The organism is Waterburya agarophytonicola KI4 (assembly GCF_020640915.1).
GTDB classification, from domain to species: Bacteria; Cyanobacteriota; Cyanobacteriia; order Cyanobacteriales; family Xenococcaceae; genus Waterburya; species Waterburya agarophytonicola.
Map to the genome: position 1 here is coordinate 19418 of NZ_JADWDC010000053.1, position 13214 is coordinate 32631.

Annotated in this window: 12 protein-coding genes; 7 read left to right on the forward strand and 5 right to left on the reverse strand. The window is 36.3% G+C overall.

Annotated elements, in window-relative coordinates; translation table 11 throughout:
- Positions 1-1479 (reverse strand): tyrosine-type recombinase/integrase, encoded by a 1479-nt coding sequence (locus I4641_RS17390; RefSeq protein ID WP_229641848.1) that lies wholly within the window; start codon positions 1477-1479, stop codon positions 1-3.
- Entirely contained in the window at positions 1476-2567 is a 1092-nt protein-coding gene (locus I4641_RS17395; protein ID WP_229641849.1) for a tyrosine-type recombinase/integrase, read from the reverse strand. The genes I4641_RS17390 and I4641_RS17395 overlap by 4 nt, the downstream gene beginning before the upstream one ends.
- 110 nt (positions 2568-2677) lie before the next feature.
- On the opposite strand from I4641_RS17395, the gene I4641_RS17400 reads away from it, so the two are divergent.
- Together I4641_RS17400 and I4641_RS17405 are read left to right on the forward strand one after the other, a co-directional pair.
- Complete coding sequence (locus I4641_RS17400; RefSeq protein WP_229641850.1) at positions 2678-2821, forward strand: hypothetical protein; 144 nt, start codon at positions 2678-2680, stop codon at positions 2819-2821.
- Between the two features lie 115 nt (positions 2822-2936).
- Complete coding sequence (locus tag I4641_RS17405) at positions 2937-3524, forward strand: hypothetical protein (protein ID WP_229641851.1); 588 nt, start codon at positions 2937-2939, stop codon at positions 3522-3524.
- Here I4641_RS17405 and I4641_RS17410 read toward each other — a convergent pair.
- A complete protein-coding gene (locus tag I4641_RS17410; protein WP_229641852.1) occupies positions 3511-4011 on the reverse strand; it encodes a four helix bundle protein in 501 nt (166 codons plus the stop codon). The two genes, I4641_RS17405 and I4641_RS17410, sit on opposite strands and share 14 nt — an antisense overlap.
- Before the next feature lie 77 nt (positions 4012-4088).
- Between I4641_RS17410 and I4641_RS17415 the strand changes: the two genes are divergently transcribed.
- The gene (locus tag I4641_RS17415) at positions 4089-4625 is read left to right on the forward strand and encodes an antirestriction protein ArdA (protein ID WP_229641853.1); all 537 of its coding nucleotides are present in this window, start codon (positions 4089-4091) and stop codon (positions 4623-4625) included.
- 83 nt (positions 4626-4708) lie between these two features.
- Entirely contained in the window at positions 4709-5161 is a 453-nt protein-coding gene (locus I4641_RS17420; protein WP_229641854.1) for a hypothetical protein, read from the forward strand.
- A gap of 168 nt (positions 5162-5329) precedes the next feature.
- Here I4641_RS17420 and I4641_RS23865 read toward each other — a convergent pair whose 3' ends face one another.
- Together I4641_RS23865 and I4641_RS17425 are read right to left on the reverse strand one after the other, a co-directional pair.
- The gene (locus I4641_RS23865) at positions 5330-5452 is read right to left on the reverse strand and encodes a hypothetical protein (RefSeq protein ID WP_263858261.1); all 123 of its coding nucleotides are present in this window, start codon (positions 5450-5452) and stop codon (positions 5330-5332) included.
- A gap of 25 nt (positions 5453-5477) precedes the next feature.
- Entirely contained in the window at positions 5478-6359 is an 882-nt protein-coding gene (locus I4641_RS17425; protein ID WP_229641855.1) for a hypothetical protein, read from the reverse strand.
- An 83-nt stretch (positions 6360-6442) separates the two neighbouring features.
- Between I4641_RS17425 and I4641_RS17430 the strand changes: the two genes are divergently transcribed.
- The 3 genes from I4641_RS17430 to I4641_RS17440 all read left to right on the forward strand — a co-directional run bounded on the left by I4641_RS17430 (position 6443) and on the right by I4641_RS17440 (position 13156).
- Positions 6443-7003 (forward strand): hypothetical protein, encoded by a 561-nt coding sequence (locus I4641_RS17430; RefSeq protein WP_229641856.1) that lies wholly within the window; start codon positions 6443-6445, stop codon positions 7001-7003.
- Between the two features lie 155 nt (positions 7004-7158).
- Complete coding sequence (locus I4641_RS17435) at positions 7159-9819, forward strand: CHAT domain-containing protein (RefSeq protein WP_229641857.1); 2661 nt, start codon at positions 7159-7161, stop codon at positions 9817-9819.
- A gap of 136 nt (positions 9820-9955) precedes the next feature.
- A complete protein-coding gene (locus tag I4641_RS17440; RefSeq protein ID WP_229641858.1) occupies positions 9956-13156 on the forward strand; it encodes a CHAT domain-containing protein in 3201 nt (1066 codons plus the stop codon).
- The last annotated feature ends 58 nt before the right edge of the window (positions 13157-13214 follow it).

Below are 13214 nucleotides of genomic sequence, written 5' to 3' on the forward strand. Positions count from 1 at the left end.
CTAGTTCTTCGCCAAACCTTTAATAATTACTAATAAGTTATTTCTGTCATCCTCTAACCCTTGTTGCTGTCTAGTCATTGATAGTGTTTTGGCTATCTTTAATTCATCCTCTAGCCTTGCCAAATCCTCTTGTATGTAATCAAGGTCTTCATCACTAATTCGCCAATGCAGACATCTCCAACAAGCATTAACTGTCTGACAGGGAGATTTTAAGACTGGTCTGTGGCACTCCCCATACTGAGTTGTCAGGGGATACATTTTGCGACGAATAAATTCAGTAACAAGATTTTTGGGTTTAATTGTCTCTACTACTGTTCCCGTGATATCAACGTACTTTTTCTCTTTGGTTAAGTTCTCAAGTTCATCACCCAATGTCTGTTTGAGTAGATGTTGGTAGTAGGACAGCATATCTGGACTTCGATGCCTCAGATATTTTTGGGCAATCAAATCTCTAATTCCCGCATTAGACATCACAGTGCCTACTGTTCTTCTAAATTGATGGGACTTGAATCTCCAAACTTTTCCTTCTTTTGTGCGAATATTAGCCGTTTTACCTAGGTTGTTTAACCATTGGTTAAAGGTAGCTGTCTGCATCACTTTAGGATAGGGAAAGAAAGCAAACGAGCCATTTTTGCTGTAGCGACGACCAGGAGAATTATTACAAAAAAGTCGGTCAAATCTTTCTCCAAAGTGCTTTCTAATATATTTCTGTTGCTCTTTTATTATTGCTACTAATTCTGAGACGGCTATTGGGATTTCATCTTCAACATTATATTTTTCTGTAGTGAAACGAAGTCTCCATTGCTTGCCTCTTTTTCTAAGACAGTCTAATGGTAAATTTAATAGTTCGCCGACTCTAATCCCTGTTGTTTTGATGACCAGAATCATCCTTTGTACTGGTTCTGGTAAACGATATAGATTTTCTTCTAGTTGATGCCAAACTTCTTCAGGAATATACTCTACATCTTTATGGTTGGGATGACCTCTATGGCGTTTCCCTTGAAACCAATAGGTATTAATATCGAGCCAACCTTCAGCACGACAAACATCAAAGAAGGTACAGATAGTAGTTCGATAATGTACCAAAGTTTTATGTCCTAGTCCTTTAGTTTTGAGATAGTAGTCAAATTCTTCAAATAAGTTATTGTCTATTTGTTTGGGATGATGGATAGATTTCTCAACTAAAAATTGAGAAAATTTTCTTAAATGAATGAGATACCCGTCAATGCTATTACTAGATTTATTGGGTTGGCTTCTGACTAATACGTATAGCTTAACTAGCAATTTAAACCAATCTGAAGCAATGGGTTGAAAATTCAAGCTTAAGGTTCTTTTATGGGGACTTATTCTAAGATTCAAATCATCTACCGTATGCCAAATATCTTTTTGCAGTAGAGGATTTTTTAGTAGCTGAAATGGTATTTCTCCCTCGAATAGATTGTCGTAATCGTCTAGCCATTCAAACTGATTTAAACTCATGTTGCCTCCTCTTTTTCAATTACCGAGCAAAGATTTGCTTCCGTTATTACGTGAGAATAAATATCCAAAGTGGTTTGGATACTGGCATGACCTAACAAATGCTTAACTCGTTCAGGTGCATAACCAGCCTTCAATAACCTTGTGGCGTAGGTATGTCTAAATAGGTGGGGATAGACATGAATACCTGTTTTTTCAGACAGTCTTCTAAACATGGTATTGACCACATAAGGATTTATTGGTTGACCGATTTTTCCGTACCAGATGTTGACAAAGACATATCCCGAATCTGTATCTGGATATTCGTAGATGAGGTAGTCGTTATATATCGAGAGTAGTTCGCTTGCTATAGGAATAGTTCTCTCTTGTCCTTTCGCTCTTGCACCATTGGGATGATTATCTCTCTGGACTACTTGGATAAAATGTTGGTCGAAGTCTCCTACATCATCGTGCATTAAGGATAGAAGTTCTCCTTTTCTAATTCCTGTACTGTTAAGCATCAGAATAATTAATTTATCTCTGAGACGATTACAGGCATTTACAAGAGTTGATATTTGTTCGTCAGTCAAACAACCAGGAAACTTCTTTTTCTCCTTTAGTTTGACCAGTTTTTGTCGGAGTGGTTTGCTTTTAGCAATACCAGTAAGTAACCCTTTGCCACCCACACGACTGATACCATGAGGCAAATAAAATCTCTCAAACTGCTTAAAATCTACTGTCTTGTTGGCTATGTGATATTCATAGAAATTAGTTACAGCAGTAATGGCATGATTGACGGTTCTCTCTGACCTAATGGCTTCTATTGATTGAGTTGAGATAACCTTGGTCGCTTCTCCTACTCTCAGCCAGTAAGCAAAATCTCCCATGTCAGATAGATTAACTTCACGCCAATCTAAGGATTTGTGAGCTAGAAAAATCCACCAGTATTTCAAAGCGTAAGCGTATGCCTTCACGGTATTGGGTGATTTGGTAGTTGTGAGAAAGGTTAGATACTGCTGTATCGGAGTAACCACTTCATAGTCTTCATCGAGCATTAGCCAGATGGTTTGATTGGTTATCGGGTCGATACCTTTCTGTAATGTTAGGTTCATGTTTTCATGCTACGTTGTGTAAATAAATTGATGTAACAATTAATAATTACACTACGGAGATAAATGGATCTTTGTTGTTGTTGTTTATTATTAAATTCTTGTATCAAATAATGCGCTCTTGGGGTGATATTCGTTCCAAAAGAGGACGGCAAATGGAAAATAGATGTAACGGTTTTACTGAAGCAGAAGAAGTTTTCAAGAAATTAGTAAAACGTCGTCAATATCGTAAATACAAATTAGTATCTGAGTATTAATAAATTTGATATATACATTTTTTATTTACATATTTATTCAGTATTTGCAACCATATATATGGTATAATGTAGACATACAAAAGAAGTTTCTCTACACATCTTCTCTTTTAAAATTATGTCTATTTATATCCCTTCAAATGAAAGTCTCAATGATAGAATGCGTCTTATTTACTGGGAAGAGTTTCAGTATGTCTATCATACGGTAAAAGAAGTTGCTGCTCAAATACGCAAAGACAATCGGCGGAAAAGAAGAGAGTTTGTTACTGGACTAGCAATTACTCCAATCAAAAGAATACTAGCTCCTATATCTCGAATGTTCAATCATCGATATAGTGATGAAGCTCTATTTATCTTATTGTCCGATGCTGTCTGTAAAATCGATCTTTTGATTAGGGAAATTAAAGAGTACCGCGAAACTAAATATCTAGATGTACTCGAAAAAATAAGCTCAATTTTAGTTAGCTTTATGGGAAAGTATCAAAGTATTCAGCTTTATTTGTTTGATAGCTCCAAATACGAGCAGGCAAATGCTAAAAAGCCTGTTTCAGAATCATTTAAACAATGGCTAGCCAACTTTGACTTTCGAGGGTTCAATCGCCGAGTTGAGCGATTTCGTTCTCAATTTACTTTTCCTACCTTCGATCAGCTTGGCATTAGTGGGTTAGTAATTTCTAGTTCTTCTCAATGGACTAGGAAGTATTGACCAGAAGCTTTGGTTGATTGGTGTGATGGGTTTTAGAAGAGCTTCTATTCCTCGAAAAGTACCGTAAGGAGGTGTTTTTGTTCTTTTTTTCGGTTTCAATGATGAGTTTTTCTAGACACTTCATCTGATAGCCCAGCATTTTGCTGATATCGAGAGCATTGAACTTGAGCAGCCAAAATGTCTCGAAGTCGATATGACCAACTGCATGGGCTACAGTAAGCAAACTCCTCACCTCTCCTGCCGATCCTTTGGCGATGGAGAGAAACCGTAGATACTCTTTTTTTGAGTGCCTTTGACGCTCAAAGCCCTCTGAAATATTGGCAGATACCGATACTGATGCCCGCCTAAGTTGGTCAACTAGGCTGCGATCGCGGGATAGTTCTTCAGATTGACTGGTGATTTGATAGATCTTTTCTGCTAGGGCGATCGCCTCTTGCCAGACCTGTAAGTCTTCAAAAGTCTTGTATTTTTGATTGGTTTGGGACATTGGGCTTTTCCTTTATATGTCAATCAACTGTTTGATTCTCCATAACACCTGTACTGTTATTAAGGTTTTGTACGGGTATGACAATTAATAATTCTTCTAATCCAGAGATTTATGTGGCGGATTTGGCTGCTTACAACGCTGGAAAGTTGAGGGGTGAATGGATAGATGCGAATCAGGATGAGTCGGATATCCAAGCCGAAATTGATGAGATGTTGAGTGGCTCGCCCGAACTTGTAGCTGAGGATTGGGCGATTCACGATTACGAGCAATTCTACGGTGCGGGAAGTTATTTGGGCGAACATCCTAGTTTGGAAGATGTAGCAACGGCAGCCGAGTTGATTTCTGAAAAGGGCGAATTGGCTGGATTAGTTATTGTTCACTTATGCGGAGACATGGATCTTGCAAAAAATGCTTTAGAGGATAGCTATTCGGGAGAATACGATTCTCTGGCTGACTATGCAGAAGAGCTATCAGAAGGAAGCGTTGGCAATATTCCCGATAATATTGCTCGCTACATTGATTACGAAAGCATGGGCAGAGATATGGAACTTGGTGGTGATGTGTTCACCCTCAAGACTAATGATGGCAAAGTTCACATTTTTTGGAATCATTAGTTTCTAACTGCATTCTTGATTGGTAAAGGGTTTCGCTACATTTAGACACTTTTCTTGATACACACTACGAGGTTTTTTAGGTCATGGAAGATATGATGTTTGGTTTGGTTTTATTTGTTGTTTACTACATTGTTTTGGTTTGGCTGTATGCTCCTGCTGTGGAAAGCGATGAGGGTGCATGGGAAGTTAATCAAGATGGTGAGATTGTTCATCACAATGATAATTTGACAGTACCTACTGTTAAACCCATCGAGCAACAGTTAAAGGATGTTCTTTGGTCTGAAAACGAAGAGGTTACGGAAACAGTTATAGAGGTTGAGCAGAAGCCCACAGTTGAGGAATTATTGGACGGAGTTGAGATCGATAAGATTACTCTGAGAAAAGCCCGTAAGATTGCTTCAGCACTGGGAATAAAACAGAAAGTTAATAATCGCGACCATAAAAAAGCGTTTCTGGTCGCGCAGATTGCCAAGAGACTAAGAGCTAATCCTGAAATGGTAGCTCCCATTATTGCTGAGAAAGTTCTCGCTGCATAAAGGTTATAAACACTCTTGAGAAGATTGAAAAGGTCAAATATCAATCTTCTCAACTCACTATAAATCTCGGTCATTCAAACCAATTTAGGAAAAAAGCAAACAAGCTATTTTCGGCAATGAGAAGCCATTATTTTATCTAACCTCTGGTTAAACTCATCAGGACTCAATTTACAGATGGGTTCGCGCTTTGGGTAAACTTTGAGAACATTTGCGATCTGCATCCCTCCCCTGACCTTCTCGGGGAGCAATTACCCAGATGGGAACATCAAGCTCGATAATCTTGGGGTACATCAATTGATATGTAACGTTAGTTGCTTCATTTATTCCTCACTTGTTCAGAAGTTTTAGGACTAAGAATAATTAATTGATCTCCTCGCGCACTCTCATAAATCATTAAAACAGGGGGGCGTGAACTTCGAGAACTGTTTGAAGGAAGTGCAGGAAAAATATAAAAATAGCCATCTCTATCAATCAACAAACGCCAAACCCTTGAATTTTGAGCATCTGTAAGCTCTTTACCAAAAAGATTGGTATATCGATCTCTATCGCCAATAATACGAACATCTGAAGGATTAAGCAAAGGATTATTCTCTGAACGTCCGAATCTCAATGCGTCTTGTGGTGTAATGAGAGTAACAACAGGCAAAGTAGAGGTTTCGTTAACAAGATCTTTCCAAACATCTTTTTCAGCTTGCCATTGTGCTAACCAAAATAAAACTACGCCAATCCATAAAACAACGATAATTTCACGATTGAGATAACGGAGAAATTTAATGGTATTAAATTCGGTAGAACTAAAATTAGCAAAGGAATTTATTCCTTGTGAGATCCATGTTCCCCTTCTTCTATAGGTATAGCGATTTAGGCGAGATTGGATTTTATTACAAATGTTTTTGAGAAAATCAAAAATAAAGTGTTCAATAAACCATAAGGAAAAATGAATAACAATAGGCGTTAAGATAGCAGCCACAATAGTTCTACAAATGGTTAAGGGACTCCCAAAGAGTGCTTGAACAGCAGCAATATAAAATGATTCTATGGGTAAACCCAAAGTAGTAACTTCTAAAGTAAAAAAACTGTAGTAAGCCCAGCGATATGTCCAGCCTGTGAAATAAAGCCCAGCTCCCAAGAATATTGCCAAGCTCACTAATTTACCTAAAAGATTAGGCTCATTATCGTTTTGTGAATTAGAAACCACAAATTTCTCCTCAAGGTCTTTTAATAATTAATATTAGGCATTTTTAGGCTCTACCCATTGCTAAATTTATTTTGTTGCTAACCATGAAAAGATTTTTCCTTACTGGCTTCGCTGTTCTAATCTCACTAATTGGATTTGGGGGATATAGCCAAACTGTTGCTAATGACCAAGCACAAGCACCAAAGGCTGAAATGGAACAATTTTTGGAGGTAGGATTGCGAGAGTCAGTAACTGTTTGGCTCAAATCAGGAAGCTCTCTAACTGGTCAGTTGACAGATTTTAATCAACAAGAGTTAACACTTTCTGCTCAAGATTTTTCTCAATCTATTTCCTTGAAAGAAATCAATCGATTAGAGTTTTCTGGGGATGTGTATGCTATTGATTCTGATGGAACACGGAGAAAAATTAGGGGAGAGGACAACAACACCGAAGAAACAGAAATTTGGAAAGGATTTCCTTTGGCTGCTTTTCAAGTGCAAAATTCTTCTAATACGGGGAAACTTGACATCGAAACTATTTTTAGTGATGAAGAGATAGACGAAATAAAATCCATAGCAATGGATAGTTTATATGTAATCAATGAAATAGAGTTTGACTCATTAGAGCAAAAAATGACGATAAAAACTATGGCAGTAGATCTTTAAACAAATTAAAAACCAGCTATTTCATTACTCTGATGACTCACTTTACATCATAGTCAAATAATATTGTGAAAAAAATACTATCTTTACTGCTAACGTGTAGCATTAGCTTAACATCTCTAACTATGCCGTTAATGGTTCAAAAAAGTTGGGCACAAATGGAAAACTTTGAAACAGAAATTGAAGAACTTTTCACAAAAGCAGAGCAACAAAGACAACAAGGAAAATGGCAAAACTCAATAGAAACATGGAATCAACTTCTTGTAATTGCACAGCAAGCTGATGCCAAAAAATTACAAGCTATAGCACTGTTAGCTATTGGCGTTGACTATAAAGAACTCAGGCAATATCAAGAAGCATTGAAACATTATGATGAAGCAAGCTCACTTTTTAGACAAGTGAACTATCCATTAGGTGAATCAGGTGCTTTTAATAATATGGGGGAGGTTCATCGCAACATAGGACAATACCAAGAAGCATTGAAATACTATGATCTAGCTTTAGCTATTTTTAGAGAGATCGACGACCGAAGTTTAGAAGCAACGGCTCTTAATAATATTGGTTTAACATTGCACACTATTGGAAAAATACAAGAAGCTCTAAATTACTATAACCAGGTTTTAGTCATTCGGCAGGAAATTAACGACCCCGATGGGGAAGCAGGTGTTCTTAATAATATTGGTGGAGTTTATGAAAGTATTGGACAATATGAAGAGGCATTAAAGTATTTTAGTCAAGCTTCAGCTATTTATCGCGAAATTAAGCACTATTATGAAGAAGGACTTTCTCTTAATAACATTGGAGAAATCTACCGTAAGATTGGACAATATGAAGAGGCATTAAAGTACTTTAGTCAAGCTTTAGCTATTCGTCGGAAAATTAAAGATAGCGATGGAGAAGCAAAATCCCTTAATAGCATCGGCGTAATTGCTCAGTATATGGGACTCACTGAAGAAGCGTTGAAATACTATCATCAAGCTTTACCCATTATTCGGAAAGTTAACAACCGTGTTATGGAAGCCTCTATTTTAAATAATATTGGAGCAGCCTATGAGATTCTTCATCAATATCAAGAAGCATTAACATACCATCAACAAGCCTTGGTTATTCGTCAAGAATTTAATGACTTTAATGGAGAAGTAAAAACATTTAATAATCTTGGAATAGTGTATTTTCAAATTGGTCAATATCAAGAGGCATTAAGTTACTTCAACAAAGCTTTTGCTATTGTTAAAAAATACCCTAATCGCTCAGTAGAAGCCACTATATTTAGTAATATTGCTCTTGTACACAGAAATACAAATCGCTCAACTGAAGCAATTACTAACTGGGAAAAATCTGTCTCCCTTACATTACAGACACGTAGAAATTTGCTTCGGGAAAATAGACAATCATTTATACAAGATAACCAACTTCACGCAATTGCTCTTACCGATCTTCTAATTGAACAAAATAGAGCGGAACGAGCTTATGAATGGATTAACCTTGTTACCACTTTTGAACTAGCAAACTATACTAGCCTTATTAAGGCTAAAGTTACCAATCCTCAAGCACAACTTGCTGTTGATAAGTGGGAGAAAAAAACTAGGGAGCTTGCTGCATTATACGAACGATTACAAAATAGTCTTTCCGAATCTCTTTCTCAACAAATTCGCAGTTTGGAAGCCGAAGTAAACCAACTGGCTGAAAATACCATTGACCAATTTCCAGAAATTGCTGAACTATTGGAAACTACTCCTGAAGATATAAATAAACTCAGAGCTAATCTTCCATCAGACACAGTAGTGATTCAACCTGTTTTACTTACTGACAATAATATTGATAATGTACCCAATAGCATTGCTGTTTTTATTCTCTCCAAAGACCAACCTCTAACTGTTACCCAAGTTTCGATCAACCCCAAAGAATTTGATGACCTTATCAGTCAATATCGTAATAAACTACAAAACCGCCGTGCTAGAGGTTATAAGAGTGTTGGAGGAGAATTGTATGACCTTCTGATTCGTCCTGTTGAAGAGCAGATTAAAACTTTATCCCCTAATCGCATCGCTATTATTCCTACAGGAAAACTCCGCTATATTCCTTTTGAAACTCTCTACGACCAACAAACTAAGCAATATCTAATTGAGAAGTACCCCGTTCACTATCTCACTCGTTTGAGCGTTAATTCCTTGGAATCCGAAAAACAAGCAATTTCCAATCAACAGGGAATTTTAGCATTGGGTAATCCCGTTCCAGTAGAACCCTATAGTTTGCCTGGGGCGGAAGCAGAAGTTGAGAGTATTAGCCAAATCCTACCAGGAAGTGAAAAATATGTCGGCAAGAAAGCTACTCTCGATACTTTCAAATTTCAAGGGCTTCAATTCCCATTTCTTCACTTAGCTACCCATGGTTGTTTTCAACCTGAAGGTTGTTGTTTTAAATCGGAAGGTTGTTCTCCTAACGATATGGATATGGAAGCTAATACAATTCTTTTTGCTAATCAAAATTCTTTTCATATTAGAGATGCTGCTCTTTTGGGAATGAAAAATGTTGAGCTAATTACTTTAAGTGCTTGTCAAACTGCTTTGAAAGCTGATTCTGATGGGCGAGAAATCGCTGGACTTGCCTATCTGTTTGAAAGGGCTGGTGCTAAAGCTGTTATGGCTAGTTTGTGGGGTGCTGATGATGAAACTACTAAAGAGATTATGGTGCAGTTTTATCAAAACCTTGACCAAGGTATGAGTAAAGTTGATGCCCTTAGAGAGGCTAAACTCAAACATACTAAGCGACATCCTTTTTATTGGTCACCTTTTATCTTGGTTGGCAATGGTAACTAAAAACTAATTATTATTAATAGATTAAAAGTCATATCTTTCCTATCTTAACGCCACCTCGTCTACAAATACTTAAATGAAAAGAGTACTTTATTTACTACTAATCTATATAAGCCTAACATCCATAGCTACGCCATTAATGGCTCAAACAAGTTTAGTAAAAATGCAAAATATTGAGGTGCAAATCGACGATCTTCTGGAGAAAGCAGAACAACAAAGACTCCACAAACAATGGTTAGAGGCTGTTGAAACATGGAAAAAAGTTTTAGTAATTGCACAACAAGCGAGCAATTCAGAGTTAGAAGCACTTGCCTTTTTTTGGCTGGCTGTTAACTATGAAAATGCTAATGAGTTGAATTATGCTTTAGACAATTATGCTCAAGCATTACCAATATTGAAATCTCTAGAAGAATTTTCCCTGGAAGCAACTACACTCTTTTATATGGGGTTTATTTACTATAACAAAGGGATATTTACAAAGGCTTTAAAATACTACAATCAAGCTTTAAACTTACGAAATAATCAAATAGATAACGATCAAGATAATCAAATTGAAAAAGCAGTTATCAATAACAATTTGGGAGAAGTTTATCGTGATCAGATGCAATTCAACGAAGCTTTAAAGCACTACCAAGAAGCTTTGAAAGTTTTTCAACAATTTGAGATGGACAAAGAAACAGCAAGTGTCTTAAATAATCTTGGATTGCTTTATGATAGTCATGGAGAATTGGAACAAGCATTCAATCATTTAAGCCAAAGTTTAACTATTCGTCAATCAGTCAATGACATCTCAGGAAAAGCAGAAAGTTTGAATAATCTTGGAGCATTTTTCAAAAGAATAGGCAAAAAGAAAGAAGCTCTAGATAATTATCAACAAGCTCTAATAATTTATCAAACAAAAGTTATTGATATTAATGGAGAAGCTGCAACATTAGCTAATTTAGGTGAAATATTTATTACTTTAGGACAATATCAAAAAGCTCTTTTTAACTACAATAAGGCTTTAAATCTTATGCAAAAGACTGAGAATGCTTTTGGGGAGGCAGAAGTTCTCAACGGCATCGGTTTAATTTTCAAGAATACTAAAGAGCCACAGGAGGCATTAATTAATTATCAAAAAGCTTTAGATATTTTTATCAAATATGAACAGAAGATAGGGGAAGCTAATACTAGAAATAATATTGGAGAAGTCTATAGAAATATAGGAAAGCCACAAAAAGCACTAGATTACTATCAACAAGCCTTAAATACTTTAGAAAATGTTCCAGATGATGCAGTAACAGCAATAGTTCTTAATAGTTTTGGTGTACTGTATCAAGAAATTGGTAATTTTCAAAAGGCATTAGTCTATCATCAACAAGCTTTACCTATCAGAAAAAGAAATCATGATATTGAAGGATCAGCTACTACATTAAATAACATTGGATTGATTTATGAAAATCTAGAAAAACTTGATGAAGCATTGATTTATTATCAAGAGTCTTTAGATATATTAAATAAGATTAAAAATCCCCAAAAAAAAGCAATTACCCTAAATAATTTTGGTGGAGTTTACTCAAAAAAAAGACAGTACACTAATGCCTTAAATTATTATCAGCAATCTTTAACCATATTCCAAAAAATAAAACATCAAACAGGAGAAGCAGTCAGCTTAAATAACATTGGGGAAGTTTATCATAGTTTAGAAAATTTTAATAAATCATTAGAATACTATCAAAAATCTGTAGAAATTATAGATCGATTGGAGGATAAATTAAGGCAAGTCACGGTCTTAAGTAATGTTGGCTTAGTTCATCAAAAAAATAATCAAATAACCAAAGCTATTTCCAATTGGGAAAAATCTATTCAAATCACGCTAAAAATGCGTGGGAACTTACTTAGGAATAATAGAAATTCATTTTTGGAGATTAAACAAGGAGCAGCAATTGCCCTTACCAATCTTCTTATCGAACAAAATAAAGCGGAACAAGCCTATGAATGGGTCAATCGCTTTACTACTTTTGAACTAGCTAACTATACTCGTTTGGTTGAGGCTAAAGTTGCTAATCCTCAAGCACAACTTGCTGTTGATGAATGGAATCAAAAAACTCAGCAGCTTACTAACTTATATGAGCAATTAAACCAGCAAATAGATGATTTTTTCCAGTCTTCTCCCAAACTTTCTCAACAAATTCGTAGCTTAGAAGCAGAAGTAAACCAACTGGCTGAAAATACCATTGACCAATTTCCAGAAATTGCTGAACTATTGGAAACTACTCCTGAAGATATAAATAAACTCAGAGCTAATCTTCCATCAGACACAGTAGTGATTCAACCTGTTTTACTTACTGACAATAATATTGATAATGTACCCAATAGCATTGCTGTTTTTATTCTCTCCAAAGACCAACCTCTAACTGTTACCCAAGTTTCGATCAACCCCAAAGAATTTGATGACCTTATCAGTCAATATCGTAATAAACTACAAAACCGCCGTGCTAGAGGTTATAAGAGTGTTGGAGGAGAATTGTATGACCTTCTGATTCGTCCTGTTGAAGAGCAGATTAAAACTTTATCCCCTAATCGCATCGCTATTATTCCTACAGGAAAACTCCGCTATATTCCTTTTGAAACTCTCTACGACCAACAAACTAAGCAATATCTAATTGAGAAGTACCCCGTTCACTATCTCACTCGTTTGAGCGTTAATTCCTTGGAATCCGAAAAACAAGCAATTTCCAATCAACAGGGAATTTTAGCATTGGGTAATCCCGTTCCAGTAGAACCCTATAGTTTGCCTGGGGCGGAAGCAGAAGTTGAGAGTATTAGCCAAATCCTACCAGGAAGTGAAAAATATGTCGGCAAGAAAGCTACTCTCGATACTTTCAAATTTCAAGGGCTTCAATTCCCATTTCTTCACTTAGCTACCCATGGTTGTTTTCAACCTGAAGGTTGTTGTTTTAAATCGGAAGGTTGTTCTCCTAACGATATGGATATGGAAGCTAATACAATTCTTTTTGCTAATCAAAATTCTTTTCATATTAGAGATGCTGCTCTTTTGGGAATGAAAAATGTTGAGCTAATTACTTTAAGTGCTTGTCAAACTGCTTTGAAAGCTGATTCTGATGGGCGAGAAATCGCTGGACTTGCCTATCTGTTTGAAAGGGCTGGTGCTAAAGCTGTTATGGCTAGTTTGTGGGGTGCTGATGATGAAACTACTAAAGAGATTATGGTGCAGTTTTATCAAAACCTTGACCAAGGTATGAGTAAAGTTGATGCCCTTAGAGAGGCTAAACTCAAACATACTAAGCGACATCCTTTTTATTGGTCACCTTTTATCTTGGTTGGCAATGGTAACTAATACGGAACTGGTTGCGGGTTTTCTCTACTGAGTGAATTTATCTGGAAGGCTTAATCTA

What these genes read in the sequence shown, in the direction of transcription:
- I4641_RS17395 (WP_229641849.1), bottom strand. Translation starts at nt 2,567, where the DNA reads ATGAACCTAACATTACAGAAAGGTATCGACCCGATAACCAATCAAACC.
- I4641_RS17390 (WP_229641848.1), bottom strand. Translation starts at nt 1,479, where the DNA reads ATGAGTTTAAATCAGTTTGAATGGCTAGACGATTACGACAATCTATTC.
- I4641_RS17420 (WP_229641854.1), top strand. Translation starts at nt 4,709, where the DNA reads ATGGAAGATATGATGTTTGGTTTGGTTTTATTTGTTGTTTACTACATT.
- I4641_RS17430 (WP_229641856.1), top strand. Translation starts at nt 6,443, where the DNA reads ATGAAAAGATTTTTCCTTACTGGCTTCGCTGTTCTAATCTCACTAATT.
- I4641_RS17415 (WP_229641853.1), top strand. Translation starts at nt 4,089, where the DNA reads ATGACAATTAATAATTCTTCTAATCCAGAGATTTATGTGGCGGATTTG.
- I4641_RS17435 (WP_229641857.1), top strand. Translation starts at nt 7,159, where the DNA reads ATGGAAAACTTTGAAACAGAAATTGAAGAACTTTTCACAAAAGCAGAG.
- I4641_RS17440 (WP_229641858.1), top strand. Translation starts at nt 9,956, where the DNA reads ATGGCTCAAACAAGTTTAGTAAAAATGCAAAATATTGAGGTGCAAATC.
- I4641_RS17410 (WP_229641852.1), bottom strand. Translation starts at nt 4,011, where the DNA reads ATGTCCCAAACCAATCAAAAATACAAGACTTTTGAAGACTTACAGGTC.
- I4641_RS23865 (WP_263858261.1), bottom strand. Translation starts at nt 5,452, where the DNA reads ATGTACCCCAAGATTATCGAGCTTGATGTTCCCATCTGGGTAATTGCT.
- I4641_RS17405 (WP_229641851.1), top strand. Translation starts at nt 2,937, where the DNA reads ATGTCTATTTATATCCCTTCAAATGAAAGTCTCAATGATAGAATGCGT.
- I4641_RS17400 (WP_229641850.1), top strand. Translation starts at nt 2,678, where the DNA reads ATGCGCTCTTGGGGTGATATTCGTTCCAAAAGAGGACGGCAAATGGAA.